Source organism: Bradyrhizobium sp. USDA3010, from assembly GCF_056429065.1.
Map to the genome: position 1 here is coordinate 213790 of NZ_JBWJZD010000009.1, position 26593 is coordinate 240382.

Genomic DNA, 26593 nt, shown 5'->3' on the forward strand with positions numbered 1-26593 from the left:
GCTCGCGGCGGTAACCATAAGGCTTAACAGCGCGTCAACGCTCCCCCAGCAAGTCTAATTGTTTCTAATGGGGGAGAATGGCCCGTGGACGCATTTGCATTCGAATTCATGGGACTGGCGATGATCGCGCTGTGTCTTGTCGTGCTGGCGATGCCTGCGGCACGGCGGCCGTCTAAGAACATCGGATACGAGTGAGGCGCCGGAGTCGAAACTGGCACCCGCCACTTCATGCGCGCGTTCTCTACCGGATGAGGCCAAGATGACCTCGAATGTCATCCTCGTCTCCGCCGTCGTTTCGGTGGTTACCCTCAGGGATTATCTTGCATTTGGCCCAATAATTTTGGCGCGATAATACCGCGCCTGGACGCCATCGAATGGAGATATGCTTGCCCTGATGAGTCCTGGCGCGGGACGCAAGTCAGGGAATTGACGCTTGAACGACACCGACGTCCAGCAGCCCCAGACATCGCCCTCCACCGCGAGCTCAGCTCACTCGCCGCTCGAAGTGCTGTTCATTTTCCTCAAGCTCGGCGTGACCTGCTTCGGCGGTCCGATCGCGCATATCGGTTATTTCCGCGACGAGTTCGTCACCCGCAGGCGCTGGCTTAACGAACAGGCCTATGCGGATCTGGTCGCGCTCTGCCAATTCCTGCCGGGGCCTGCGAGCAGCCAGGTCGGCTTTTCGCTTGGCCTGATGCGCGCCGGCTATCTGGGCGCGCTGGCGGCCTGGACCGGCTTCACGCTGCCCTCGGCGATTGCGCTGGTGCTGTTTGCCTTCGGCGCCAGCGGATTGAGCGGCCCGGCCGGCGCGGGGCTGGTGCATGGCCTCAAGCTCGTCGCGGTGGCGATCGTCGCCCAAGCGGTCTGGGGCATGGCGCGCTCGCTTTGTCCGGACCGCGCGCGCGCATCCATTGCGACGGTCGCGGCACTCGTCATCCTCGCGAGCTCCTCGTCGATCGCGCAGATCGGCGCCATCGTGCTCGGCGCCGTCGCCGGGTTGTGGTTCTGCCGTGCGCAACCGGTCAACGGCGTCACGCACATCGCGATGCCGGTGTCGCGCCGCGTTGGCCTCTGCGCACTGATCCTGTTCCTTGCCCTGCTGGTCGGGTTGCCGCTCCTCGCCCGCGCATGGCCCGGTCTCGGCCCGTTCGAGGCCTTCTACCGCTCCGGCGCGCTGGTGTTCGGCGGCGGCCATGTCGTGCTGCCGCTGCTGCGCGAAGCCGTGGTGACGCCGGGCTGGATCGGCGACGACGCGTTCCTGACCGGCTACGGCGCCGCGCAGGCCGTGCCGGGCCCGCTGTTCACCTTCGCCGCCTATCTCGGCGCCGTGATCGGCGGCGTGCCGGGCGCGATCACCGGCCTCGTCGGCATCTTCATTCCGGGAATTCTCATCCTGCTCGCGGCGCTGCCGTTCTGGGATGGTTTCCGCAAACGGCCCGCGGCACAGGCGATGATGCGTGGCGTCAACGCCGCCGTGGTCGGCATCCTCGGTGCCGCGCTCTACAATCCGGTCTGGACCAGCAGCGTACAGCGTCCGCTCGATTTCGGCATCGCGCTGGCCGGCTTCGTCCTGCTCATGGCATGGCGCGCGCCGCCGCTCGTGGTGGTCGTCCTCAGCGCGGCGGCCGGTATCGCCACCGGCCTCTTGCAATCGTGAACAGCCGCTCAGGCGTTCGGCCGGCCGGATTAACAACGCCTTCATGCCTCGCCGCCATGATTGGGCGCGTATGCCGAGCCTAGCCAAACAACCGGATCCGACCCGGGTTCCCGTGCTGGACCTGCTGCGGCTCGCCGCGGTCGGGGCCGTGATCCTGTACCATTACGGCTTCTGGGGCACCGCATCGCACGGCGTTCAAAAGGTGGCGATGCCGTACCTCGCCCCGGTCGCCCAATACGGCTTCCTCGGCGTCCCCGTGTTCTTCGCCATCAGCGGCTTCGTCATTGCCTATTCGGCCGAAGGCCGCACGCCGGTCGGTTTCGCGATCGCCCGCTTCAGCCGGATCTATCCGACCTTCGTCATCTGCATGACGCTGACCTTCCTCACCACGCTGCTGCTCGGCCAGGCGTATTTCCACGTGACGTGGGAGCAATGGCTGGCAAATCTGTTCATCGCGGCGCCGATGCTCGGTCAGCCCTACATGGACGATGCCTACTGGTCGCTGGTGATCGAGGTCGTGTTTTACGTCTGGGTCGCGCTGTTTCTGGCCTGGGGCATTTTCCCGCGGAAGATCGACACCATCATCCTGGCGTGGATCGCCATCACCTTCGCCAACGAGCTGACGCTGGACGTTCCGCTGTTCGAGAAGCTGTTCATGGCCGACGACAGCGGCTTCTTCGCCGTCGGGCTCCTGATCTATGAGCATTACCGCGGACGGCGCGACACCAGGCTCTACAGCCTGCTGACGCTGGCGATGGGCACCGCGACGTTCCAGGCCGTGCACAAGCTGGAACGGCTCGGCGTCCACACCCATGGCAGCTTCGATCCGCGCGTCGTCACCGTGATCTGCGTCGTCTCGCTCGGCGTCGTGTTCGCCGCCACGCGGATCAAGTCGGTGCCGCTGCCGGACAGCCTGGTCAGGGCCGTGGGCGGCATCACCTATCCGCTCTATCTGCTGCACCTGCAGCTCGGCTACGTGCTCCTGCTCCTGATGACGCCAACGCCGGGCGCGCTTTCGACCGTGCTCGTGGTGGCAAGCATGGCGACGCTGGCATGGTTCGTCTGGCGCTTCCTCGAAGGCCCGGCGCATGATCTCGTCAGGGACAGGCTCACGATGCTGGCCTCGCGCCACGGATGGCCGTCGCGCATTCGCGACGCGCGGATCGATCCGGGCCACATCGCCGCCCCGGTCGAAGCCGGGCAAATCGCCAATCACTGATTGCGTCGCGACCAGCGATTGCTCGCCCATCCGGCGCAAAACACGGCATCGGCGTCGGCTCATCGCGATAGCGAAGCTCGCCATAGGCGCCGCGCATCGCCATCGTCGCCTTTCTCGATGACCTGACGAGGGTACAGGGTTGCAGCCAGGCTGAGACAAAGCTCGTCGAGATCGCCCGCGTGTATCCCGGCCGGAATGGCCGGCACGACGCTTCGACATTGCGCACGACCCAAGACGTAGATGACGGGATTTCGCGTCCGCCAGCATAGGCGGAATTCAGCGGCGCCGCCGGATCACCGAACTCCGCCGTCATCGCCGCATCGCACGCATCGCCGTGGTGAAGCAGGACGATGCCGTGGTCGGCCTTGAACGGTGAATGTTGGCGCGATTAGAATCTTTCTTCAGTCAGCCAGTTCGTGTCGATGATGCTGTTGATGTCGTCGAGCACGACATCGCGGCGATGCTCCGGGACATCAGAGGCGATTTGAAACAGCTCGCTGGTAACAGCCACCGGCGGCGTCGCGATCACGGCGGCTCCTCGTTGCTTATTAATCTATTTCGATTCCCCAATCTTCCGTCGAAGCTCTGCATTTGTCACATCGACGAACAAATTCGGAATGTCGTCGGCGCGGTGCAACAGCCACGCCGCGGCGATCATGATCGCGATTCCGGCCGCGCTCACCACGAGCTGTGCGATGACCGCACCGCTGTATTGGGTCAAGACCCAATGGGCGGAGAACGAAAGCAAGACCCCGAGGCAAAAGATCGGAAGCGAATGCTCGCCGCACAAGGTCAGCGGACGCAATGATCGGGATTTCAGCGGCGGCCAGTCCCGCGGAATCAGGCCATGGACAACGACCGCGAGCGCGAGGAAGTGGGTCAAGCGCAACATATCCAGATCCGTTTTGTCGATCGGGTAGATGAACTTCATCATCCATCCCGGTATGAACATCTCCAGCGCATGGAAATGCCACGTCATCACGATCAGGAATGCAAAGATCAGCCAGGCAATCGCTACCGCCGCGACGATCCGCGACTGGATGAGTCTGGCGATCTGAGACAATGCGCCCACCCCACACCACTGGCCGAAGACAAAGAGCAACTGCCAACAAAATGGATTGAAGTACCACGCCGTGCCCGGCGGATAGGAGGCGATGTTCCAATCGAACCATCGCGCCAGCACGTAGAGAACGATCGAAGCCAGTAAGGTGAGATTGGGACGACGCACCAAGGCCCAGATGACCAGTGGGGACGCGAACAGCAAGACAATGAACAGCGGCAGCACGTCGAGATCCACGGGCTTGTATCGCAGGGTGAGCGCCTGCCCGATCAGGATATCCGGATGCTGGAGAAAATTGAAAACGTTGAATTCGTTTTCATACATCGGATTGTCGAGCCGTCGGGAAGTTCTCGCGACCTGGGCCGTGAAGATCAGGAACAGCATGATATGCGCCACGTAGATATGCGCGGCCCGCGTCCACAGCCGCTTCGCTGCGGACAGCAGGAAACCTGAAGCGATGATCGGGCCGTAGATGAAACCGGCAAGGTAACCCGAGATGAAAACGAAGAACTCCGCAGCGTCGCTGAAGCCGTAGTTGCGCAGCGTAATCCAGCCGATTGCTCCATCATTGGGGATGTGATCCAGAAATATCATCCACAACCCGAGCCCTCTGAACAGGTCGAGCCGAACATCGCGTTCAATCGTTTCCTCGATCTGGTGCGCGTGGTGGAGCTCCATCCGGACGATCCTCACTCGGCTGCTTCTGAGATCGCGATAGCTGCACCCGTCGGAGCCTTGATTCGCGTCGGGCTGGAATGCGTTAGCCGACAGCAAATCCGGGTCAACAGGCGAAGATCATAGACATCCATATACTCCCGCGTGACATCACCGTCCAAGTGCCGCACCCGCGTGCTTGACGTTTGTCGGGTGAGCCGCATTCGTCGGGCGGAGTGGAGGCTGACAAAGCATCGCGACTCGCGGGGGTGTGTCCGGCGGCATCCCGTGACGACTTGGACGCTTAGGTCGGGCCGACCCGGCGCATTCGGTCAGAGGCGCATGACTCACAGGCCGCGCAACATATTCAGCGTCGTCCCGGCCTGGTGCGCTATTGCGCACGGGGGCCGGGACCCATTACCACCGAAAGTGATTATTGCGCGACGCTGGGGCCACAGCCCTCTTCAACAACACGACCTTGCGGTTATCGGTCCCTGCTTTCGCCGGGACGACGAATGGATTCGTAGTGCAATCGGGCCGAAAACGCCCGCGAATCGCGGCCAATCAATTCAAAAATGCCCTGTCCCTCACCCCGCGCAAGGCCAAAATCCCTGCAAGACCCTTGACATAGCTGCCCTTTCGGCAGAACGCGTGGTGTCAAGCCGTCATGGACTGTTCATGGATCTGATTAGCACGACCCCCGACCTCGCCGCCGCCTGCGACCGGCTCGCCAAACACAAGGTCATCACCGTCGACACCGAGTTCCTGCGGGAGACGACCTACTATCCCCTGCTCTGCGTCGTGCAGATGGCCAGCGCGGATGAAGCCGTCGTGGTCGACGCGCTGGCGCCCGGCATCGACCTCAAGCCGTTCTTCGATCTGATGTCGAACGAGGCCGTGCTGAAGGTGTTTCATGCCGCGCGGCAGGACATCGAAATCGTCTGGCACCTCTCCGGCACGATCCCGCATCCGATCTTCGATACCCAGGTCGCGGCCATGGTGCTCGGCTATGGCGACAGCATCGCCTATGACCAGCTGGTCGATCGCGTCACCGGCCACCGCCCGGACAAGACCCATCGCTTCACCGACTGGTCGCGCCGCCCGCTGACCGAGGAGCAACTGCATTACGCCGTCTCCGACGTCACCCATCTGCGCGAAGTGTTCGCGGCGCTCGATGCCGACTTGAGGAAGCGCGACCGCAGCGATTGGGTCAGCGAGGAGATGGAGATCCTGACCTCGCCGAAGACCTACGACTTCCATCCCGAGCGCGCCTGGGAGCGGCTCAAGACCCGCGTGCGCAAGCCGCGCGAGCTCGCGGTGCTGATCGAGGTTGCCGCCTGGCGCGAGCAGGAGGCGCAGAGCCGCGACGTGCCGCGCTCGCGTGTGCTCAAGGACGATGCGGTCGGCGACATCGCCACCCATGCGCCGACCTCGCTGGAGAAGCTCGGCAATCTGCGTTCGCTGCCGAAGGGTTTCGAGCGCTCGAAATGGGGTGCCGATATCATCGCCGCGGTGCAGCGCGGGCTGGCCCGCGACCAGGCCACGCTCCCCAAGCTGGAAAAACCGAGAAACAATTCCAATGGCGCGGCGACCGTCGAGCTGTTGAAGGTGCTGCTGCGCATGACCTCCGAGCGCCACGGCGTCGCCAGCAAGGTGATCGCCACCGTCGACGACCTCGAACAGATCGCGGCCAGCGATGAGGCCGAAGTCGGCGCCCTGCACGGCTGGCGGCGCGAATTGTTCGGCGAAGCGGCGCTCAAGCTCAAGCACGGCCAGCTCGCGCTTGCGATCGACAAGGGCCGCGTGGTGCGGGTGGATCGGGGTTAGCGCACGAAGTTCGCGTGGTGCACGCGAAGTTCCCGCACCTCCGATCCGTCGGCCAGTGGCCGAACGCGCCGCGCCCGAGTTCGACCGCCACAGGCTGAGGTTGCGTCACGCGAAACCAGCGCGCTTGCTAAGGCGCAGATTTCGTGTTGCAATCCCTTCACAATCGGATTGCGGCCGTTCGACTGTGCGTTTCACGACGTTGATAGCCAAGGCTTCGAGAGGCGAAACTTCGGACTTGAAGACCTTGGATATAGAGACCCGGGAATTGAACAGACAGCGGAAAGCCCGCTTGTGGCGTGGCACGTGGAAAACGTGGCCGCGTCTTTTTTATGTCTAGACTGGGAGAGAGACGATGCCGAAGGGTACCGTCAAATGGTTCAACCCGACCAAAGGTTACGGGTTCATCAAGCCGGCCGTCGGCGACAAGGACGTGTTCGTCCACATCTCGGCGGTCGAACGCGCAGGTCTCAGCACATTGAACGAGAACCAGACCGTCGAGTACGAGCTGGTGGAGAACCGCGGCAAGGCGTCGGCAGAGAACCTCAAGGTTCACTGAACGCCGCTGCTGGCGGAATTCATCCTGACACCTCCCCCGGCCGCATCACCCGGGGGATTGTTCTCGGGGATCTCTCGTGCAACCGGGCGCTAAGGCGCCGGCGCGATCAGCGTGCTGTCGGTTGCGGCGCTGCCCTGCGTCCTGCAGACGTCGCCTTCGAGCTTGAGCCGGCCGCTCGCCAGAAGCCGCAGCGCCTCCGGATAGATGCGATGCTCGATGGTGATCACGCGTGCAGCGAGCGTCTCCGGCGTGTCGTCGTCAGCCACGGTGACCGCACCCTGCATGACGATCGGCCCGGCGTCGGTCTCCGGGATCACGAAATGCACCGTCGCGCCGGACAGCTTGACCCCCGCCCGCAAGGCCTGGCCGTGCGGATCGAGGCCGGGAAAGCAAGGCAGCAGCGACGGATGGATGTTGAGCATCCGCCCGTACCAGTGCCGGACGAATTCGGCGGTGAACAACCGCATGAAGCCGCCGAGGCAAATCAGCTCGACTTGGCTGTCGTCGAGCGCCCGCTGCAGCGCCGCCTCGAATGCCGCGCGGTCCTTGCCGAACGGCTTGCTCTCGATGACGACGGTCGGAATGCCGCTCGCGGCCGCCTTCTCGAGCCCGGGAGCGTTGGCGCGGTTGGAGATCACGGCGACGATCTCGGCCGGAAAATCCGCAGCCTTCGCAGCCTCGATCAGCGCGGCCATGTTGGAGCCGCGGCCGGAGATCAGAATGGCAACCCGGCGCTTCATCGCGAGAGATCGAGATGACCGTGATAGACTACGCGATGCTCGCCACTGGCCTCGATCACCTCACCCAGCAGCGTCACGGTCTCGCCGCCGGCGGTGAAGGCCTCGGTCACCGCATCGACCGCATCGGCCTTGACGATCGCGATCATGCCGATGCCGCAGTTGAAGGTGCGCAGCAGCTCGAGCTCGGCGATGCCGCCCTGCTCGGCCAGCCATTTGAACACCGGCAGCACCGGCAGCCGCGCCAGATCGATGCCGACGCCGAGATGCTTCGGCAGTACGCGCGGAATGTTGTCGGTGAAGCCGCCGCCGGTGATGTGGGCGAGCCCCTTCACCGCGCCGGTCTCGCGGATCGCACGCAGGCAGGATTTCACATAGAGCCTGGTCGGCGTCAGCAGCGCCGCACCGAGCGTCATGACCGGTGCGAACGGCGCCGGCGCATCATAGCCAACGCCGGACTGCTCGACGATCTTGCGCACCAGCGAATAGCCGTTGGAGTGCACGCCGGAGGACGCCAGCCCGATCACGGCGTCTCCCGCCGCTATATCCCCCGTCGGCAGCAGGGTGCCGCGCTCGGCCGCGCCGACGGCAAAGCCGCCGAGGTCGTAATCGCCGTCCTTGTAGAGGCCGGGCATCTCGGCGGTCTCGCCGCCGATCAGCGCGCAGCCGGATTCGCGGCAGCCCTCGGCGATGCCAGCGACGATCTGCGCGGTGGCCTCCGGGTGGAGTTTGCCGCAGGCGAAATAGTCGAGGAAGAACAACGGTTCCGCGCCCTGCACGACGAGGTCGTTGACCGACATCGCGACCAGGTCGATGCCGATGCCGTTGTGGATGCCGGTCTCGATCGCGATCTTCAGCTTGGTGCCGACGCCATCGGTCGCGGCCACCAGGACCGGATCCTTGAAGCCGGCGGCCTTGAGGTCGAACAGCCCGCCGAATCCGCCGATTTCGGCGTCCGCGCCGGGCCGTGCGGTGGCCCGCACCATCGGCTTGATCAGATCGACCAGACGATTGCCGGCGTCGATATCGACACCCGAATCCGCGTAAGTGAGCCCGTTTTTGCGCTCGGTCATGCCCAATTCCAGATGATAAGGGGCTGGTTACGAGGAATTCCGCCCCCGCGCAATGGCTCGCGGCAATGCCGCCGCGATACTATGTAGATAACACCCGGCCGCCGCGCAAAAGAGCCGGATATCGAGTAAAATCAGGCTTCTAGCCGGGAAGCGATTCAAGTTGAGCATTCCGAATATCATCACCCTCGGCCGCATCATCCTGGTGCCGGTGATCGTCTGGGCCATCGTCTCCAGCCAGATGGAGATCGCGTTTGCGATCTTCGTGATCGCCGGCGTCTCGGATGCGGTCGACGGTTTCCTCGCCAAGCGCTTCAACATGGCGAGCGAGCTCGGCGCCCTGCTCGACCCGCTCGCCGACAAGGCGCTGCTGGTGTCGATCTATGTCGCGCTCGGAATCTGGGGCGCGGTGCCGCGCTGGATCGTGATTCTCGTGGTGTCGCGCGACATCATGATCGTCTCCGCCGTGATTGTGTCATGGTTGTTCGACAAGCCGGTCGAGATGAAGCCGTTGATGGTGTCGAAGCTGAACACGGTGGCACAGGTCGCGTTCGCGGCCCTGGTGCTCGCCTCGCTCGGCTTCGGGTTTCAGCCGCACCCTTACGACCTGATCCTGATGGGTCTGGTCACGATCTTTACTTTGGGTTCGGTGTCCCTCTATCTCGTGGAGTGGGTGCGGCACATGAGCACGATCGAGGCTCGGTAGCGCACGATCCGGAAAAGTGGAAACCGGCTTTCCCGCGACAAACGCGAAGCGTTTGCGCAGGGATCATGCTAAAATAATGTGGTTTGGAGATTTGCGTGGCCGGTAGCGTTCAACCTCGTCAATTGGCCTTGGCCCTGCCGCACGAGGAGAAGCTGACCCGCGACGATTTCCTCGAGGGGCCCGCCAATGAGGCTGCGCTGGCGCTGATCGACGGCTGGCCCGACTGGCCCAACCGAATCATGCTGCTGGTGGGGCCCGAAGGCTCCGGCAAAAGCCACCTCGCCGCGATCTGGGCCGAGATCGCCGGCGCGCGCTCGACCGTGGCGCATGCCCTGACCACCGACACGGTGCCGACGGCACTTGCGACCGGCGCGCTGGTGGTCGAGGACCTCAGGCCGTCGGATTTCGATGAGCGCGCGATGTTCCATCTGATGAATCTCGCGCGCCAGGACGATGCCTTCGTCCTGATCACCGCGCGCGTGCCGCCGTCGGCGTTCGAGATCGAGCTGCGCGATCTGCGCTCGCGGCTCCGCGCGGTACCGACGGTGACGCTGCTGCCGCCCGACGACCAGCTGTTCCGTGGCCTGATCGTCAAGTTCTGCGCCGACCGCCAGATGAGCGTGGACGAGCCGCTCGTCAGCTACCTGACCAACCGGATCGAGCGGTCCTATACCGCCGTCCGCCAGGCGGTCGAGCTGCTCGACACCGAGGCGCTGCGGCTGGGCCGGCCGGTGACCCGGGCGTTGGCGGCGGAGCTGCTGCGCGATGCCTGACCGTCCCCGCGGCTTGACGGCGCAGGCCAACGGAACATCAATGTCATCGAAACGTCATCGCAATATCACATGTTCTGTGCGGCCCTCGGCTAGACCGCTCCGGCCCCCTGCCCCGAATTGGACCAGCACTTGATGGACACGGCACAAGCACCTGAAATCAAAGAGAAAGAGGCGGAACTCCCGCCCGTCCCGGCGATCGCGAGCAGCCCTGAGCGATTCATCAACCGGGAGCTGTCCTGGCTGCACTTCAACCGCCGGGTGCTCGAGGAATCAGTCAATCTCGGCCATCCCCTGCTGGAGCGGGTCCGCTTCCTGTCGATTTCGGCGAATAACCTCGACGAGTTCTTCATGGTCCGCGTCGCCGGCATCAAGGCCCAGGTCCGCGAGGGTATTGCCGAGCGCAGCCCGGACGGCCTGCTGCCGGCCGAGCAGCTCGTGATGATCAACAAGACCGTGTCGCAGCTCGCCTCCGACCAGCAGGCGATCTGGAGCGACCTGCGCGAGCTCCTGTCCAAGGTCGGCATCCAGCTGGTCGACGGCCGCGACGTCACCAAATCCGAACGCACCTGGATCGAGGATCACTTCCTCCACAACATCTTCCCGCTGCTGACGCCGCTTGCGATCGACCCGGCGCATCCGTTCCCGTTCATCCCGAACCTCGGCTTCACGGTCGCTCTGCAATTGTCGCGGGTCTCCGACGGCAAGGCGATGAACGCGCTGATCCGCATGCCCGGCAAGATCGACCGCTTCATCCGCATTCCCTCGACCAAGGAGGGCGCGCCGGCGCGGCTGATCACGCTCGAGCAGGCCACCGGTCTGTTCATCGGCCGCCTGTTCCCCGGCTACACCGTCAAGGGCCAGGGCGCGTTCCGCATCATCAGGGACTCCGAACTCGAAATCGAGGAAGAGGCCGAAGACCTCGTTCGCCTGTTCGAGACCGCGCTCAAGCGCCGCCGGCGCGGGTCGGTGATCCGGCTCGAGATCGAGGCCACGATGCCCGAAGAGCTGCGCGTCTTCGTGCAGCACGCGTTATCGGCCGCGGACGATGAAGTGATCCTGGTCGACGGCGTGCTCGCGATGAACGAACTGTCGCAGCTCACCCGCCTCAATCGCCCCGACCTCGAATTCCCGCCCTACGTGCCGCGCCATCCTGAACGCGTGCGCGACCATGGCGGCGATATCTTCGCCGCCATCCGCCAGAAGGATCTGGTGGTCCATCACCCCTACGAATCCTTCGACGTCGTCGTCCAGTTCCTGCAACAGGCGGCGCGTGATCCCGACGTCGTCGCGATCAAGCAGACGCTCTATCGCACCTCGAACAACTCGCCGATCGTGCGCGCGCTGGCGGATGCCGCCGAAGCCGGCAAGTCGGTGACCGCGCTGATCGAATTAAAGGCGCGCTTCGACGAGGAGGCCAATATCCGCTGGGCGCGCGACCTCGAACGCGCCGGCGTGCAGGTCGTCTACGGCTTCATCGAGCTGAAGACCCACGCAAAGCTGTCGATGGTGGTGCGCCGCGAGGGCGGCAATCTGACGACCTATGTGCACACCGGCACCGGCAACTATCATCCGGTCACCGCCCGCATCTACACCGACGTCTCCTACTTTACGTCGGACCCGATCATCGGCCGCGACGTCGCGCGGGTGTTCAACTACATCACCGGTTATGCCGAGCCGAGCGACATCGAGAAGATGGCGGTGTCGCCGCTGACATTGCGCAAGCGGATCATCGAGCACATCCACGGCGAGATCGCCCACGTCAAGCATGGCCGGCACGGCGCGATCTGGATGAAGATGAACGCGCTCGTCGATCCCGACATCATCGACGCGCTGTACGAGGCCTCGCAGGCCGGCGTCTCGATCGAGCTCGTGGTGCGCGGCATCTGCTGCCTGCGGCCCGGGCTGCCCGGATTGTCGGAGAACATCCGCGTCAAATCGGTGATCGGCCGATTCCTGGAACACGGCCGGATCTATTGCTTCGGCATGGGCCAGGGCCTGCCGAGCGCAAAAGCTGCTGTGTATATCTCGTCCGCCGACATGATGCCGCGGAACCTCGACCGCCGCGTCGAGGTGCTCTGTCCGCTGCAAAATCCCACGGTGCATCAGCAGGTTCTCGAACAGATCATGGTCGCGAACCTGAAGGACACCGAGCAGAGCTGGCAATTGTTGCCGGATGGGTCCTCAACGCGTATGAAGGCCGCGAAAGGCGAAGAGCCCTTCAATCTGCATGACTATTTCATGACAAATCCGAGTCTGTCCGGCCGTGGTAAGTCTCTCAAGGAATCTTCACCGCGCCGTCTCACGCGTCGTAACGAGCGTCAGTAGCCATCGTCTTAAGGGGGCCTTACGGTGAAGCGGCCGCGGAAGCGCGCTTCCAGCGTCGCTGTGATCGATATCGGCTCGAACTCGGTTCGTCTCGTGGTTTACGAGGCGATGGCGCGCAGCCTCGTCACCATCTTCAACGAGAAGGCGCTGTGCGGGCTCGGACGCGAGGTGCAGAGCACCGGCCTGCTCGCAACCGATGCGGTCAACAAGGCGCTCACCGCGCTGCGCCGCTTTCGCGCGCTGTGCCGGATCCAGCAGGTCGGCCGCGTCTACGCGATCGCGACCGCGGCCTGCCGCGACGCCAAGAACGGTCCGGACTTCATCGCCAAGGCCGAGCGCATCTGCGGCGCCAAGATCGAGATTCTGACCGGACCGCGTGAAGCGAAGCTGTCCGCGCTCGGCGTCGTCTCGGGCGTGCACAATCCGAACGGCATCGTCGGCGATCTCGGCGGCGGCTCGCTCGAACTGATCGACGTCAAGGGCAACCGCGTGCGCAGCGGCGTGACGCTGCCGCTCGGCAGCCTTGCGCTGCAGGACCTCTCGAACAAATCGCTCAAGCGCGCCGAACGCATCGTCAAGAACGAACTGCTCGGCGTCGCCCAGCTCAAGACCGGCCGTGGCCGTACCTTCTACGCGGTCGGCGGCACCTGGCGCGCGCTGGCGCGCATCCACATCATCCAGAGCGGCTACCCGCTCAAGGTGATGCACGGCTATTCCATTCCGGCGGCGGACGCCCTCGACTTCGCACAGCGGCTGCGGCGGCTGGCGGCCACCAACATGCTGGCCAATATCGAATCCGTCGCAGATGCGCGGCGGCCGCTATTGGCCTACGCCGCGCTCGTGCTCGAATACATCATCCGTGTGGCCCAGCCGAAGACCATCGTGTTCTCGACCTTCGGCGTGCGCGAGGGCTTGCTCTACGAGATGCTGCCGCAGGCCGAGCGCGCCAAGGACGGGCTGGTCTGCGCCGCGCAGAACCTCAACCAATTGCTGTCGCGCTCGGCCCGCCACGCCCAGGAGCTGACCGCCTGGACCGACCGGCTGGTGCGCGTCGTCAGGCTGCGCGAGACCGAGGAAGACCGCAGGCTGCGTCACGTCGCCTGCCTGCTCTCCGATATCGGCTGGCGCGTGCATCCCGATCATCGCGGCGAGGAAACCCTCAGCCTGATCATGAACGGCAATTTCGGCTCGATCACGCATCAGGGCCGCGCCTTCGTCGCGCTGTCGGTGTTCTATCGCTACGCCGGCCTCAGCGAGGAGAACGAGCCGCCGCCGCAGATCCGCGCGCTGGTGACGCCGGCGATGGACGAGCGCGCGCGCGTGCTCGGTGCCGCGTTCCGCGTCGCGCATCTGATCACGGCGGCGCGCACCGGCGTGCTGCCGGCGACGCATTTCCGCACCCAGGGCCGCAAGCTGATGCTGGTGTTCGAGCACCGGATGGTGGATCTGGTGGCCGACCGCGTCGGCAGCCGCTTCAAGCAGTTGGCGCGGCTGCTCGGCCGCGCCGGCTCGATCGTGCGGCGCTAGACGTCGTCCGGTTCTGATTTCAGTCAGAACCGACGACGTCCAGCCCTCCAGCTTTGAGCCGTTTTCTTCACGCGAACCGGCGTCCACTTCGCTCGAAAACGCTACGGGACCTCACGCCGCCTTGGCGGCGTGCTTGGCTTTCCGGAGCGCGTGACGGCGCCAGATCGATCCGATGAGGAGCACCACGACAATGCCGAGCATGGCGAGCGTGATCTCGCCGCCGTTGCCGCCATGGGCGAATTGCGGCGACATGCCGACCGAGGTCAGCCAGGAATCGAGCCTGGCACCGAGCGGTCCGGCGAACAGCGCATCCAGCTTGGGATGCACGGCCGGATCGGTCGCGATGACGTCGCCCGCGATCCAGCCGAGCAGCGCGGCGCCGGCCCAGACCAGGATCGGCAGCTTGGAGAGCAGCGCCATGATCAGCGCCGCGCCGGCAACGATCAGGGGAACGCTGATCGCAAGTCCGAGCACCAGCAGCGGCACGCTGCCATTGGCGGCAGCGGCGACCGCGATCACATTGTCGAGGCTCATCACGATGTCGGCGACGACGACGATCTGAACCGCGGCCCACAGATGCGAGGCCGCGTGCACGTTGTCATCGTCCTCCTGCTCTGGCACCAGGAGCTTCGCGGCGATCACGATCAGCGCCAGTCCGCCGACCAGCTTCAGATATGGAAGCGCCATCAGGCTGGCGACGATGCCGGTGAAGATGACACGCAGCAGCACCGCCGCGGCGGCGCCGAGAATCATGCCCCACAGGCGCTGGCGCGGCGCGAGTCCGCGGCAGGCGAGCGCGATCACCAGCGCGTTGTCGCCCGACAGCAGGACGTTGATCCAGATGATCTTGCCGACGGCGACCCAGAAGGTCGGGGTCGCCATCTCGTTCTTGAACTCGGTGAAGAACGCGCCGATGTACGCCGGATCAAAGATCTGCCACAGCCAGTCCACAGCGAGTCCTATTCGGCCTTGCGGCCGCCCCTGGCGGCGGTGGTCCGCCGCTCCCAGTCCATGTCGACACGGTCTCCCCAGGAGACCGCGTCACTTTCAGTTGCGCGGCGTCAGCCGACGATCTCGTTGCCGGCGAAGAACTGCGCGATCTCGATTACCGCGGTCTCCGGCGCATCCGAACCGTGCACCGAATTCTCGCCGATCGACTTCGCATAGAGCTTGCGGATGGTGCCTTCGGCGGCCTTCGACGGATCGGTCGCACCCATCACGTCGCGATACTTCAGGATGGCGCCCTCGCCTTCCAGCACCTGGACCACCACCGGGCCGGAGGTCATGAAGTCGACCAGCTCGCCGAAGAACGGGCGCGCCTTGTGGACTGCATAGAAGGTTTCGGCTTGGCCGCGGGTCATGCGGATGCGCTTCTGCGCCACGATCCGCAGACCGGCCTTCTCGATCACCGCATTGACCGCGCCGGTCAGGTTGCGCTCGGTGGCATCGGGCTTGATGATCGAAAAGGTGCGTTCAATCGCCATGATTTCGTCCTTGTAAACGGTGGCTGGGAGTTGCCGGGGCTTATATCGGCGCGATGGGGTAACGGCAAGCGACCCTGTGACGCGTTCGCCTTTAGTTTTGATGGATTTTCACGACAAAAGCCGTCGTCCGGGCGGTCTCCGGACAGAGACAGGCTAGGCCAACTTACCGCGATTTCACTTAGGTGAACCCATTCTGACAGCGCCGTGCCGCTGCGGTTCAGCTGCACCCGCCTAGGCTCTGCACCGATCGGACGCCTTGCTGGCCCCCATCCGCAAGCCTCACAGGACGTCTCGGGAAACGATGTCACCGCGGGCGCGTCATGCGCGCCCATACCTCGAGGAGACGATCATGTTACGCAAATTATCGCTCGCTGCCGTTGCCGCAATCTCGCTCGGTGCCGCCGCACTCGCCCCGACCTCCGCCTCGGCCTGGGGTGGTTGGCATGGCGGCTGGCACGGTGGATGGCACCACGGCTGGTGGGGCGGCCCGCGCGTTATCGTCGGAGGGCCGGCCTACTACGGCGGCTATGGATACGGCTACGGTGGCGGTTGCTACGTGCGCCGCGTCGTGCCGACCCCGTGGGGTCCCCGCTGGCGCCTGGTCAACCGCTGCTACTGATCCATTCGTTCTGTCGACTGCTCCCCTGACTTGCTTTCGCCCCGGCCTTGCGCCGGGGCTTTTTTATGCCCGCCAGGGAACCCGGCCGGCCGCATGATGCGCCTCACTACCTCAAGGCGAGAGCAAGGCGGAGGGGAAACCAAATTCGGGGGTCGCGACTTGTCATGGCAAGAACTTACGAAATACGCGAGGTGGAACTCGCCAAGAGACATACCAAGAGCCATGACAATGACCCAGACCGAGAACGATCCCGATCAGATTGATCGCAAGACCTGCCGTTACATCTGCGATGCCGTAGGGGAGCGGCTCCAGCAAAGCATACGCCCAGAACCCGCACTTTCGTCCCGCCTGCAGCAGCTCCTCGACGAAATGCAACGCCGGGACAACGAGCGCCATTAGATAATATGGGTTCACCAGCGGCCCTATTCAGGAGAGATTTTACGGACAGACGGGTTGCGTTTGGCAGCGGGTCCGGTGACAACGCTGCATGCTCTCCATCACTGACATTTCAGTCCGGATCGCCGGGCGGCTGTTGATTGATCACAGTTCCGTGCAAATCGTGCCCGGCGCACGCGTCGGATTTGTCGGCCGTAACGGCGTCGGCAAGTCGACGCTGTTTCATGCCATCCGGGGCGAGCTCCCGACCGAGAGCGGCAGCATCACGCTTCCGCCGCGCTGGCGGATCGGCAGCCTCGCGCAGGAAGCACCCGACGGGCCCGAAAGCCTGATCAACGTCGTGCTGAAGGCCGACCTCGAGCGCGACGCGCTGCTGCGCGAGGCCGAGACTGCGCACGACCCGCATCGGATCGCCGAGATCCAGACCCGGCTGGTCGATATCGACGCCCACTCCGCCCCGGCCCGCGCCGCGGCGATCCTCTCCGGCCTCGGCTTCTCGACATCGGACCAGGCGCGGCCCTGCGCGGAATTCTCCGGCGGCTGGCGCATGCGCGTGGCGCTGGCGGCGACGCTGTTCTCCGCGCCCGACCTCCTGTTGCTGGACGAACCGACCAACTATCTCGATCTCGAGGGCACGTTGTGGCTCGAGAACCACCTCGCCAACTACCCGCGCACGGTGATCGTGATCAGCCACGACCGCGATCTCCTCGACACATCGGTCGATCAGATCCTGCACCTCGATCGCGGCAAGCTCACGCTCTACAAGGGCACCTATTCCTCATTCGAGGACCAGCGCGCCGCGCGCGAATTGCTCGACGCCAAGCACGCCAAGCGGCAGGCCGATGAGCGCAAGCGCCTGCAGGACTTCGTCGACCGCTTCAAGGCCAAGGCGTCCAAGGCGCGGCAGGCGCAGTCGCGCGTCAAGATGCTGGAGCGGATGAAGCCGATCACCGCGCTGGTGACCCAGGACGTTCGCGAGATCTCCTTTCCGGTACCGGAGAAACTGCTGTCGCCGCCGATCATCGCGGTCGATGACGTCTCGGTCGGCTACGAGCCAGGCAAGCCCGTGCTCAATCGCGTGACGCTGCGCGTCGACACCGACGACCGCATCGCGCTGCTCGGGGCCAACGGCAACGGCAAGTCGACGCTGGTCAAGCTGCTGGCGGGCAAGCTCGCACCATTCGCGGGCAGGATCACGCGGGCGGACAAACTGTCGGTCGGCTATTTCGCCCAGCACCAGGTCGACGAGCTCAACCTCGACGGCTCGCCCTACGATCACATCCGCAAGCTGATGCCCGAGGCGCCGGAGAGCAAGGTCCGCGGCCGCGTCGGCGCGATCGGCTTCTCCGGCAAGGCCGGCGACACGCTGGTGAAGAGCCTGTCGGGTGGCGAGAAGGCGCGCCTGCTGCTTGGGCTTGCGACGTTCTACGCCCCCAACATGATCATCCTGGACGAGCCGACCAACCATCTCGACATCGACAGCCGCGCGGCGCTGGCGGAGGCGATCAATGAATTCCCCGGCGCCATCATGATGGTCTCGCACGATCGTTATCTGATCGAGGCCTGCGCCGACCGATTGTGGGTCGTCGCGAACCAGACCGTGACGGCATATGACGGCGATCTCGACGAGTATCGTCGCATGATCCTGTCGGCCAATGACGGACGGCCGGCCTCGCGCGAGCGCGTCAAGGAGCCCGCAAAGCCGGAACGCAACCGCAATGAGAAGCGCGCTTCACCGAGGCAGCGGGTCGCGCAAGCGGAGAGCGAGATCGAGCGCATCAACGGCATCATCGCCAAGATCGATACCGCGCTCGTGCTGCCCGATATTTTCACGCGCGATCCCAAGCAGGCGGCACAGCTGACCAAGGCGCGCGCCGGCGCCGAGAGCGCGCTGCAGCGCGCCGAGGAAGAATGGCTGGAAGCGAGCGCCGAACTCGACGAAGCCGCGAACTAGATTTGATCCGCCGGGCAGAGCCGCAAATTCGGCGTCATTCCTGAGAAAGCAGGGACGACGTGTGGAGGGAGCCTGGGCTCTCATTCCCTCCGGTGTCATGCCCGCGCCTGCAGGCATCGAGCTGTCGCTGCGGCGAAAATGCCCTAACCGTGCGCAGCCTTTTTCTTCTTCGGTTTCGCGGGCTTCGGCTCCGGCGCAGCATCCGGGCCGCGCTCGACCGACGTCAGGCGTCCTGAGGAGAACGTATAGATACCGGCGCGCGCGCCGCGCGACCAGGTCACGACCGCGACGCGCTCGCCGCCCGGCCCGCTGGACAGGTTGACGCTGTCGGGGGCGCCGATGCCGCGCACGACGTCGCATTCAGTGTGGCCGAGTGCGACACTGCCGCCGGTCGGCTGCGGCGGTGGCGCACCGCCAGCCTGCGCGTTCGCGTCGGTGGCACCCGCTCGCGGCGCCATGCCGGGACAGCTTCCGTCGGCGCTGACGAGATCGTCGTTGGTCACCGGTTTGTCCGGCGTCAGCGGCGGCGATTCGATCGAGATGTTGCGGATGAACACCCGTCCAGGGCGCGAGAACCAATCCGCGTCACGCGAAAAGATGTCGGACGCGCCCGAGCAGCCGGCAAGGCCAGGTGCAAGGACCAGCAACGCCAGCAGCGACTTCCGACTGAATGTTCCGTCACGCACGATCGACAAGGCTCCTAACCCCTCTACCTAAGGGCTTGTCCGAACATCACTTTGCGGCATGACCGTGACCCGCCCGAGGAAACGTCGAATTATCATTAATTCATCGATATCGCTATTGGCGCCGCTGCCAGCGTCCCCGCTCGTCGGTCTGCCAATAGGTGACCTCGAAGCCGCGTGCCTTGGAGGCGGTCCAGCTCTCCCGCGCCGAAGCCACCGCGTCGGGGTCGTCGCCGTTGAACACGAGGACCAGGCGCTCGTAGCTGTCGCAGTCGGCCGGAAGCGCCGCGTTGTCGACCAGGAATCGGACATTGGCCCGATTCGGATTGTCCTCGTCGACCGACAGGATGATCGGCTGGTCCTGCGCGTCGGCGACCCGCGAGCTCGCATGCGGCAGGAATGAATCGTCGCTGTAGGTCCACAGATGCGCGTCGAGCGTCTCGGCGCGCTCCTGCGATGTCGACTGCACGACCACCCGCCAGCCGCGCTCGAGCGACTTCTCGAGCAGCGGCGGCAGCACGCTTTCCAGCGTCATGTTCTGCAGATGGTAGAACAGAACCTCGGTCATGCGCCGGCCGACACTCTATTATTATTTCCTGGCTTCATAATACTGGGAGACGAGCCGCTCGAGCAGCCGGACACCGTAACCCGAGCCCCAGCTCTGATTGATCTCGGTCTTCGGCGCGCCCATCGCGGTGCCGGCGATGTCGAGATGCGCCCAGGGCGTGCCGTCGACAAAGCGCTGCAGGAATTGCGCGGCCGTGATCGAGCCGCCATTGCGTCCGCCGGTATTCTTCATGTCGGCGAATTGCGAGTCGATCTGCTTGTCGTATTCGGGACCGAGCGGCATCCGCCACACCTTCTCGCCGGTCTCGAGGCCGACCTTGGCGAGGCGCTCGGCGAGTTCGTCATTATTGGAGAACAGGCCGGCGTGATCGGTGCCGAGCGCGACCATGATCGCGCCGGTCAGCGTCGCGAGATCGACCATGAACTTCGGCTTGCACTTCTTGGCGACGTACCAGAGCACGTCGGCGAGCACGAGGCGCCCCTCGGCGTCGGTGTTGATGATTTCGATGGTCTGGCCGGACATCGAGGTGACGATGTCACCCGGACGCTGCGCGTTGCCGTCGGGCATGTTCTCGACAAGGCCGATGGCGCCGACCGCGTTGACGCGGGCCTTGCGCGCCGCGAGCGCGTGCATCAGCCCGACCACGCAGGCCGCGCCGCCCATGTCACCCTTCATATCCTCCATGCCGCCGGCCGACTTGATGGAGATCCCGCCGGTGTCGAAGCAGACGCCCTTGCCGACGAATGCGACCGGCGCCTCGCTCTTCTTGCCGCCGTTCCAGCGCATGATCACGGTGCGGCTGGGCCGCACCGAGCCCTGCCCGACGCCAAGCAGCGCGCCCATGCCGAGCTTGGTCATCGCCTTGACGTCGAGGACCTCGACGGTGACGCCGAGCTTGCGCAGCTGGCTGGCGCGGCGCGCGAACTCTTCGGGGTACAGCACGTTCGGCGGCTCGTTGACGAGCTCACGCGCCAGGTTCACGCCGTCGACGATGGACGATTCGGGCGCAAACGCCTTCCTGGCAGAAGCGACGTCGTCGACCGCGATCGAGACGTCGGCACGTACGGTGCCGTCCTCGCTGTCCTTCTTCTTGGTCTTGTAGCGGTCGAACTTGTAGGCGCGCAGCCGGATGCCGGTCGCGATCGTCGCCGCCTGGACGGCTGTCATTGCGGCATCCGGCAGCTCCGCGAGGACGGTCATCGCGCCGCTACCGGCGTTGAGCTTGCCGGCCACCACGCCGCCGAATTTGAGCAGATCCTTCTCCTTGAGGTCGGCTACCTTGCCGGTGCCGATCACGATCAGCCGGTCGACCTTGATTCCTTCCGGCGCCAGGATGTCCAGCGCCGCCCCGCTCTTGCCCTTGAACTGGTTGGCGGCTGCGGCCCGCTTGACGGTCTCGGCGGCAGCTCCCAGCGCCTTCCGGGTGGCGGCTCCCAGCTTCAATTGCTCGTCGCAAAAGGCGACCAGAATGCCGCGGGCGGACGCGGAGAACGGGACGAAGCCGACCTTGACGGCGTCGGGCATAGGAAAATCCTCCAGAACTCAGGGTGTTGCTCGGGCCTGAGGCGGCCCTTCCGGCACGCGGGGGTGAGCATTGCGATGGCGGTCCGGAGCGACCCGGACCGGGCTTGTGGCACACTATGACCTGCCGGCTGCGCCGCTGCCAAGCGCCGGAGTGGCCGGAAGGCCACAAAAGCGATTAATTAACCATAAATTAAGCGTGCCTTGGCCCGGCCATTTTGTTGACGGATCAAAGGGATGGTAGTGAGATTGTGAACAGAGAGTGAGCCGGACGAGTCCGCGGCTCGACCATAGGGGAACCCGGGTTGACGGGATTGGTCGAAAGCCGTGCGTTTGGTTGCGCCAAGGGGGCCGTGCGGTAGCGATGGGGTCGATCGACAAGTACATCTTCAAAACGACGCTGGCGTCGTTTGCGCTTGTCCTGGTCAGCCTTACCGGCGTGATCTGGATTACCCAGGCGTTGCGCGGCATCGACCTGATGACCAGCCAGGGTCAGACCATCCTCACCTTCCTCGGCATCACCAGCCTCGTGATTCCTGCCCTGGTCCTGATCATCGCCCCGATCGCGCTGATGATCGCGATCTCGCACACGCTCAACAAGCTGGCGACCGATTCCGAGATCATCGTCATGAATGCGGCGGGCTTCTCGCCGTTCCGGCTGTTCCGGCCCTTCTTCTTCGCCACCTGCGTGGTGGCGGCGCTGGTCGCCTTCATCGGCGCCTATCTCGCCCCCGACGGCATGCGCCGAATCAAGCAGTGGGATGCCGAGATCACCGCCGACGTGCTGACCAACATCCTGCAGCCCGGCCGCTTCGCCCAGCTCGATCAGAACCTGACGATTCGCATCCGCGAGCGCCTGCCCGGCGGCGTGCTCGGCGGCGTTTTCGTCGACGATCGCCGCGATCCGCAGCAGCGCGTCACCATCGTGGCCGACCACGGCACCGTGCTGAAGAACGAGAGCGGCTCATATCTCGTGCTGGAGGACGGCAATCTCGAGCGATTCGAGGTCGGCAAGCGCGATCCGACGCTGGTGGTGTTTCAGCGCTACGCCTTCGACATGTCTAAATTCTCGCAGGGCCGCGACGTCACGCTCGGAATTCGCGAGCGCTATCTCTGGGAACTGATGTGGCCGGACGAGAACGACCAGACCTATCAGCAGCTGTCGGGCCAGTTCTTCGCGGAGCTGCATGATCGCTTCATGGCGCCGATCTATCCGTTTGTGTTCGCGGCCCTCACCTTTGCCTTCCTCGGCGCGCCGCGCACCACGCGCCAAAGCCGCAATTTCTCGATCGGCGGCTCGGTATTCGCGGTGTTCGGCCTGCGCATGGTCGGATTCGCCTGCTCCGTCATGGCGGTGAAGACGCCGCTGGCGGCCCTGGTGCAATACCTGATGCTGTTCGCCGGCATCGGCGTCGGGATCTGGATGATCGTCGGCGGTGTGGTCGTCGAACCGCCGGCGGCATTGATGGAAGCGATCAACCGGAACAACGAGCGCATTGCGCGCCTCTTCCGGAGGCCCGCCACCGCATGAGCATGGTCACAAATACGCTCGGGCGTTATTTCGCCGGCCGCTTCGTCGTCGCGGCGGTGGGCGTGTTCGCGGGCATCTTCGTGCTGCTCGTGCTGGTCGACTACATCGAGATGGTACGCAAGACGTCGAGCCTCGCCGGGGCCTCCGCGATCACGGTCGCGGAAACCTCGCTGTTCCGCGTGCCGCAGCTGCTCGAGAAACTGATGCCGTTCTGCGTGCTGATCGGCGCGATGACCTGCTATCTCGCGCTGTCGCGGCGGCTGGAGCTGGTCGTGGCACGCGCCGCCGGCGTCTCGGCCTGGCAATTCATCTCGCCGGCGCTGGTCAGTGCGATCGTGCTCGGCATCTTCGCGACCACCGCCTACAATCCGGTGTCGGCCAATCTGCGCGAGCTCTCCAAACGGATGGAGGCCGAGTTGTTCGGCTCGGCGCCGGGCGGCGGCATCCAGGACGCGTCCGGATTCTGGCTCAACCAGATCAACGACGAAGGTCAGGCGATCATCAATGCGGCCCGCAGCGAGCAGCAGGGCATCCGGCTGACCGGCCTCACGGTGTTCCGATTCGATACGGCGCTGCAGTTCAAGGAACGAATCGAGGCCCGCGAAGCGACGCTCGAAGAAGGCCGCTGGGCGTTCATGGGAGTACGCCGATACACCCTCGACAAGGCTCCGGTGGACCAGGACACCTTCTACCTGACCACCACCCTCACACCAGCACAGGTGCGCAACAGTTTCTCCACCCCCGAAACTGTGTCCTTTTGGCAACTGCCGAACTACATCCGTTCGTCGGAGAGCTCGGGGTTCGCGACGGCTGGCTATCGCTTGCAGTATCACAAGCTAATCGCACAGCCGTTTTTGCTGGCTGCGATGGTGATGTTGGCGGCTTCTGTGAGCCTCCGCTTCTTCCGGATGGGCGGCGTGCAGAAGATGGTTTTGAGTGGCGTGGGCGCAGGCTTTCTGCTCTACGTCCTGTCGAAAGTAACTGAAGATTTGAGCAAGGCTGAGTTGATGCATCCCATCGCTGCGGCGTGGTTGCCTGTCGTTGTGGGTAGCCTCACCGGTTTCTTAGCCTTGCTGTACCAGGAGGACGGGTAGTGGCTACCGTCGCCGCCCGCCAGTTGAGGTCGCCTGTATCCGGGCGGCGCAGTGCCCTGCGCCGTCAACGGAGCCGCATGGCCGCGTTTGGCGTTTCGATTTCTGCTCTCCTTGCCGCGTTCGTCGTGGTCAGCGCGCTCGACGTCGTCGCGTCGACGCCGGCTTCAGCGCAGGCATTCACCTACAATCCGCGTCCGCCGAAGCCGGTCCGCCCGCCGGCCAAGAATGACGGGCAGATGCTCGTTCAGGCGACCGAGGTCGATTACGACTACAACAACAGCCGCATCTCGGCCGTCGGCAACGTCCAGATGTTCTACAACGGCACCAGCGTCGAGGCCGACAAGGTCATCTACGACCAGAAGACCAAGCGTCTTCATGCCGAAGGCAACATCCGCATGACCGATGCGGAAGGCAAGATCACCTACGCCAACATCCTGGATCTCAGCGACGACTACCGCGACGGGTTCGTCGATTCGCTGCGCGTCGACACCGAAGACCAGACCCGCATGGCGGCGACCCGCGCCGATCGGTCCAGCGGCAATTACACGGTGTTCGACAACGGCGTTTATACCGCCTGCGCACCCTGTAAGGATGATCCGAAGAAGCCGCCGCTCTGGCAGGTCAAGGGCGCGCGCATCATCCATAACCAGACCGAGAAGATGCTGTATTTCGAGAACGCCCAGCTCGAATTCTTCGGCGTTCCGATGGCCTATCTGCCCTACTTCTCGACGCCCGATCCGACCGTGAAGCGGAAGAGCGGTTTCCTGATGCCGGGCTTCACCAGCTACACGGCGTTCGGCTACGGCGTCGAAATCCCGTATTATTGGGCGATCGCGCCCGACATGGACGCGACCTTCAGTCCGCGCATCACCTCGAAGCAGGGCGTGCTGATGCAGACTGAATTCCGCCAGCGCTTCGTGGACGGCTCTTATCAGATCCGGCTTTACGGCATCGATCAGCTCGATCAGGACGCCTTCAAGGGCCAGCCTGGCGACCGCCAATTCCGCTGGGGCGTCGACACCAAGGGCCAGTTCGCGCTGAACGACAAATGGGTCTGGGGCTGGGACGGCGTCGTGCTGTCCGACTACTTCTTCATGTCCGACTACCGGCTCGCCCAGTACAAGGATCCGTTCGGTTCGTTCCTGTCGCTGCCGACGGAAGCGATCTCGCAGCTCTATCTGACCGGCGTCGGCAACCGCAGCTTCTTCGACGCGCGCGCGATCTACTATCTCAGCTACTCGGGCAACCAGAACCAGGTCCCGGTGGTCGCGCCCGTGATCGACTACAACAACGTGATCAACAGCAACATCCTGGGTGGCGAGTTGAGCTACAGGATGAACTTCGTCAACCTGACCCGCGAAACCGCGGTGTTCGATCCGATCACGACGACCGCCAACACCAACGGCCTGTGCTTGACCACGTCCGCGGATCCGATGGCGCGAACCCCCTCGCAGTGCCTGCTGCGCGGCATGCCGGGCACCTACACAAGGCTGACGGCCGAGGCGCAGTGGCGCAAGTCCTACACCGACCCGCTCGGCGAGATCTGGACGCCGTTCGCCAGCGTCCGCGCCGATGCGATCAACGCCGACATCTCGAATCAGCCGGGCGTTTCCAACTTCCTGCCGGTCGGCGACACCCAGACGGTCCGCTTCATGCCGACCGTCGGCCTCGAATACCGCTACCCCTTCATCAATGTGCAGCCGTGGGGCACGACCACCGTCGAGCCGATCGCGCAGGTCATCATCCGGCCCAACGAGCCGAATGCCGGCAAGCTTCCGAACGAGGACGCGCAGAGCCTGGTGTTCGACACCAGCAACCTGTTCGCGGTCGACAAGTTCTCCGGCTACGACCGCGTCGAGGGCGGCAGCCGCGCCAATGTCGGCGTGCAGGCCACCACGCAGTTCGACCGCGGCGGCAGCATCAAGGGGATGTTCGGACAGTCCTACCAGATGTTCGGGCTGAACTCGTTCGCGGTCGCCGACGTCACCAACACCGGCCTCGACTCCGGACTGCAGAACCCGCGCTCGGACTATGTCGCGAGCCTCGCCTATTCGCCCAACCGTACCTACACCTTCAGCGTCCGCTCGCGGATGGATGAAGCGACCTGGAACATCAACCGGTTCGAGGCCACGGCGAGCGCGAATTTCGACCGCTGGTCGGTCGCCGTGACCTACGGCGATTATGCAGCGCAGCCGGAACTCGGCTACCTGACGCGCCGCGAGGGCATCCTCACCAGCGGATCGGTCAAGGTGGCGTCGAACTGGGTGGTTCAGGGTGCGGCGCGCTGGGACCTTGAAGCGAACAAGATCAACCAGTATGCCGTCGGCGCGGGCTATGTGGACGACTGCTTCGTGCTGGCTGCGAACTACATCACGTCCTATACCTATCAGGCCGGCTCGCAGCCGCCCGTCCTCAGCCACGCGTTCATGTTCCAGATCGGGCTGCGGACGATCGCCCAGACCTCCACGACCAGCAGTTCGGCTGGCATGCAGTAGCGAGCAAGGGGCCTGCCAAGGCGCTTGTATTGGGGGCTTGAATTGGGGGCTTGTATTGCCCGCGGGCCTGTGGCCCCGGCTTGAACTGGTTTAAACGGCTGACATGACCACAATAACGACCGCTAGCCTGCCAACGC

23 protein-coding genes are annotated in these 26593 nt (G+C 64.4%); 14 read left to right on the forward strand and 9 right to left on the reverse strand.

The features are described 5' to 3' along the window. The first annotated feature begins 433 nt into the window (after window positions 1-433). Both chrA and AC066Y_RS17040 read left to right on the forward strand, forming a co-directional pair. On the forward strand, window positions 434-1657 hold the full coding sequence (chrA, locus tag AC066Y_RS17035; protein ID WP_478274875.1) for a chromate efflux transporter: 1224 nt from the start codon (window positions 434-436) through the stop codon (window positions 1655-1657). A gap of 70 nt (window positions 1658-1727) precedes the next feature. Continuing rightward, the gene (locus tag AC066Y_RS17040; protein ID WP_478274876.1) at window positions 1728-2876 is read left to right on the forward strand and encodes an acyltransferase family protein; all 1149 of its coding nucleotides are present in this window, start codon (window positions 1728-1730) and stop codon (window positions 2874-2876) included. Between the two features lie 388 nt (window positions 2877-3264). Here the strand turns inward: AC066Y_RS17040 and AC066Y_RS17045 are convergent, their stop codons facing one another. Beyond that, window positions 3265-3405 carry a hypothetical protein gene (locus AC066Y_RS17045; protein ID WP_478274877.1) on the reverse strand — a complete coding sequence of 47 codons (141 nt, stop codon included), beginning with the start codon at window positions 3403-3405 and terminating at the stop codon, window positions 3265-3267. A gap of 24 nt (window positions 3406-3429) precedes the next feature. Beyond that, window positions 3430-4614 (reverse strand): OpgC domain-containing protein, encoded by a 1185-nt coding sequence (locus AC066Y_RS17050; RefSeq protein WP_478274878.1) that lies wholly within the window; start codon window positions 4612-4614, stop codon window positions 3430-3432. 654 nt (window positions 4615-5268) lie between these two features. Between AC066Y_RS17050 and rnd the strand changes: the two genes are divergently transcribed. Then, window positions 5269-6417: a ribonuclease D gene (gene rnd, locus AC066Y_RS17055; protein WP_092113500.1), complete on the forward strand. Its 1149-nt coding sequence runs from the start codon at window positions 5269-5271 to the stop codon at window positions 6415-6417. A 352-nt stretch (window positions 6418-6769) separates the two neighbouring features. Then, window positions 6770-6973, forward strand: a complete 204-nt coding sequence (locus AC066Y_RS17060) for a cold-shock protein (protein WP_021079877.1) — start codon at window positions 6770-6772, stop codon at window positions 6971-6973. An 89-nt stretch (window positions 6974-7062) separates the two neighbouring features. Here AC066Y_RS17060 and purN read toward each other — a convergent pair whose 3' ends face one another. Together purN and purM are read right to left on the reverse strand one after the other, a co-directional pair. Then, a complete protein-coding gene (gene purN / locus AC066Y_RS17065) occupies window positions 7063-7713 on the reverse strand; it encodes a phosphoribosylglycinamide formyltransferase (RefSeq protein WP_478274879.1) in 651 nt (216 codons plus the stop codon). Continuing rightward, on the reverse strand, window positions 7710-8783 hold the full coding sequence (gene purM / locus AC066Y_RS17070) for a phosphoribosylformylglycinamidine cyclo-ligase (RefSeq protein ID WP_092113495.1): 1074 nt from the start codon (window positions 8781-8783) through the stop codon (window positions 7710-7712). The genes purN and purM overlap by 4 nt, the downstream gene beginning before the upstream one ends. Window positions 8784-8943: 160 nt before the next feature. Here purM and AC066Y_RS17075 point away from each other — a divergent pair, with 160 nt between their 5' ends. The 4 genes from AC066Y_RS17075 (at window position 8944) to ppx (ending at window position 14111) form a co-directional block, all read left to right on the forward strand. Next, on the forward strand, window positions 8944-9486 hold the full coding sequence (locus AC066Y_RS17075; protein ID WP_092113493.1) for a CDP-alcohol phosphatidyltransferase family protein: 543 nt from the start codon (window positions 8944-8946) through the stop codon (window positions 9484-9486). A gap of 95 nt (window positions 9487-9581) precedes the next feature. Beyond that, entirely contained in the window at window positions 9582-10259 is a 678-nt protein-coding gene (locus tag AC066Y_RS17080) for a P-loop NTPase family protein (protein ID WP_478274880.1), read from the forward strand. A 132-nt stretch (window positions 10260-10391) separates the two neighbouring features. Continuing rightward, complete coding sequence (locus AC066Y_RS17085; RefSeq protein WP_478274881.1) at window positions 10392-12584, forward strand: RNA degradosome polyphosphate kinase; 2193 nt, start codon at window positions 10392-10394, stop codon at window positions 12582-12584. Between the two features lie 24 nt (window positions 12585-12608). Next, window positions 12609-14111, forward strand: coding sequence for an exopolyphosphatase (gene ppx, locus AC066Y_RS17090; RefSeq protein WP_478274882.1), 1503 nt, complete (start codon window positions 12609-12611; stop codon window positions 14109-14111). A gap of 111 nt (window positions 14112-14222) precedes the next feature. On the opposite strand, the gene AC066Y_RS17095 is transcribed toward ppx, so the two are convergent. Together AC066Y_RS17095 and ndk are read right to left on the reverse strand one after the other, a co-directional pair. Beyond that, complete coding sequence (locus tag AC066Y_RS17095; protein WP_478274883.1) at window positions 14223-15062, reverse strand: TerC family protein; 840 nt, start codon at window positions 15060-15062, stop codon at window positions 14223-14225. 110 nt (window positions 15063-15172) lie between these two features. Further along, window positions 15173-15595: a nucleoside-diphosphate kinase gene (gene ndk, locus AC066Y_RS17100; protein ID WP_106322756.1), complete on the reverse strand. Its 423-nt coding sequence runs from the start codon at window positions 15593-15595 to the stop codon at window positions 15173-15175. A gap of 349 nt (window positions 15596-15944) precedes the next feature. Here ndk and AC066Y_RS17105 point away from each other — a divergent pair, with 349 nt between their 5' ends. From AC066Y_RS17105 to AC066Y_RS17115, 3 genes are all read left to right on the forward strand, one after another. Then, window positions 15945-16214 carry a sulfur globule protein precursor gene (locus AC066Y_RS17105; protein ID WP_173643210.1) on the forward strand — a complete coding sequence of 90 codons (270 nt, stop codon included), beginning with the start codon at window positions 15945-15947 and terminating at the stop codon, window positions 16212-16214. Window positions 16215-16442: 228 nt separating this feature from the next. Next, the gene (locus AC066Y_RS17110) at window positions 16443-16613 is read left to right on the forward strand and encodes a hypothetical protein (RefSeq protein ID WP_456757078.1); all 171 of its coding nucleotides are present in this window, start codon (window positions 16443-16445) and stop codon (window positions 16611-16613) included. Window positions 16614-16701: 88 nt separating this feature from the next. Further along, on the forward strand, window positions 16702-18564 hold the full coding sequence (locus tag AC066Y_RS17115; protein ID WP_478274884.1) for an ABC-F family ATP-binding cassette domain-containing protein: 1863 nt from the start codon (window positions 16702-16704) through the stop codon (window positions 18562-18564). Window positions 18565-18707: 143 nt separating this feature from the next. Here the strand turns inward: AC066Y_RS17115 and AC066Y_RS17120 are convergent, their stop codons facing one another. The 3 genes from AC066Y_RS17120 to AC066Y_RS17130 form a co-directional block, all read right to left on the reverse strand. Beyond that, window positions 18708-19259, reverse strand: coding sequence for a hypothetical protein (locus AC066Y_RS17120; protein ID WP_478274885.1), 552 nt, complete (start codon window positions 19257-19259; stop codon window positions 18708-18710). Between the two features lie 103 nt (window positions 19260-19362). Beyond that, window positions 19363-19815: a DNA polymerase III subunit chi gene (locus AC066Y_RS17125; protein ID WP_478274886.1), complete on the reverse strand. Its 453-nt coding sequence runs from the start codon at window positions 19813-19815 to the stop codon at window positions 19363-19365. A gap of 21 nt (window positions 19816-19836) precedes the next feature. Further along, the gene (locus AC066Y_RS17130) at window positions 19837-21339 is read right to left on the reverse strand and encodes a leucyl aminopeptidase (RefSeq protein ID WP_478274887.1); all 1503 of its coding nucleotides are present in this window, start codon (window positions 21337-21339) and stop codon (window positions 19837-19839) included. Between the two features lie 361 nt (window positions 21340-21700). On the opposite strand from AC066Y_RS17130, the gene lptF reads away from it, so the two are divergent. The 3 genes from lptF to AC066Y_RS17145 all read left to right on the forward strand — a co-directional run bounded on the left by lptF (window position 21701) and on the right by AC066Y_RS17145 (window position 26456). Next, entirely contained in the window at window positions 21701-22867 is a 1167-nt protein-coding gene (gene lptF, locus AC066Y_RS17135) for an LPS export ABC transporter permease LptF (RefSeq protein ID WP_478274888.1), read from the forward strand. Further along, window positions 22864-23961, forward strand: coding sequence for an LPS export ABC transporter permease LptG (gene lptG / locus AC066Y_RS17140; protein ID WP_478274889.1), 1098 nt, complete (start codon window positions 22864-22866; stop codon window positions 23959-23961). The genes lptF and lptG overlap by 4 nt, the downstream gene beginning before the upstream one ends. A 77-nt stretch (window positions 23962-24038) precedes the next feature. Continuing rightward, entirely contained in the window at window positions 24039-26456 is a 2418-nt protein-coding gene (locus AC066Y_RS17145; RefSeq protein WP_478274890.1) for an LPS-assembly protein LptD, read from the forward strand. Window positions 26457-26593: the final 137 nt, after the last annotated feature.

Bases quoted from the DNA above. Each gene is read 5' to 3' on its own strand.
- ndk (WP_106322756.1), bottom strand. From the start codon at position 15,595: ATGGCGATTGAACGCACCTTTTCGATCATCAAGCCCGATGCCACCGAG.
- rnd (WP_092113500.1), top strand. From the start codon at position 5,269: ATGGATCTGATTAGCACGACCCCCGACCTCGCCGCCGCCTGCGACCGG.
- purM (WP_092113495.1), bottom strand. From the start codon at position 8,783: ATGACCGAGCGCAAAAACGGGCTCACTTACGCGGATTCGGGTGTCGAT.
- AC066Y_RS17145 (WP_478274890.1), top strand. From the start codon at position 24,039: ATGGCCGCGTTTGGCGTTTCGATTTCTGCTCTCCTTGCCGCGTTCGTC.
- AC066Y_RS17110 (WP_456757078.1), top strand. From the start codon at position 16,443: ATGACCCAGACCGAGAACGATCCCGATCAGATTGATCGCAAGACCTGC.
- AC066Y_RS17085 (WP_478274881.1), top strand. From the start codon at position 10,392: ATGGACACGGCACAAGCACCTGAAATCAAAGAGAAAGAGGCGGAACTC.
- AC066Y_RS17040 (WP_478274876.1), top strand. From the start codon at position 1,728: ATGCCGAGCCTAGCCAAACAACCGGATCCGACCCGGGTTCCCGTGCTG.
- purN (WP_478274879.1), bottom strand. From the start codon at position 7,713: ATGAAGCGCCGGGTTGCCATTCTGATCTCCGGCCGCGGCTCCAACATG.
- lptG (WP_478274889.1), top strand. From the start codon at position 22,864: ATGAGCATGGTCACAAATACGCTCGGGCGTTATTTCGCCGGCCGCTTC.
- AC066Y_RS17060 (WP_021079877.1), top strand. From the start codon at position 6,770: ATGCCGAAGGGTACCGTCAAATGGTTCAACCCGACCAAAGGTTACGGG.
- AC066Y_RS17050 (WP_478274878.1), bottom strand. From the start codon at position 4,614: ATGGAGCTCCACCACGCGCACCAGATCGAGGAAACGATTGAACGCGAT.
- AC066Y_RS17105 (WP_173643210.1), top strand. From the start codon at position 15,945: ATGTTACGCAAATTATCGCTCGCTGCCGTTGCCGCAATCTCGCTCGGT.
- AC066Y_RS17125 (WP_478274886.1), bottom strand. From the start codon at position 19,815: ATGACCGAGGTTCTGTTCTACCATCTGCAGAACATGACGCTGGAAAGC.
- lptF (WP_478274888.1), top strand. From the start codon at position 21,701: ATGGGGTCGATCGACAAGTACATCTTCAAAACGACGCTGGCGTCGTTT.
- AC066Y_RS17130 (WP_478274887.1), bottom strand. From the start codon at position 21,339: ATGCCCGACGCCGTCAAGGTCGGCTTCGTCCCGTTCTCCGCGTCCGCC.
- AC066Y_RS17115 (WP_478274884.1), top strand. From the start codon at position 16,702: ATGCTCTCCATCACTGACATTTCAGTCCGGATCGCCGGGCGGCTGTTG.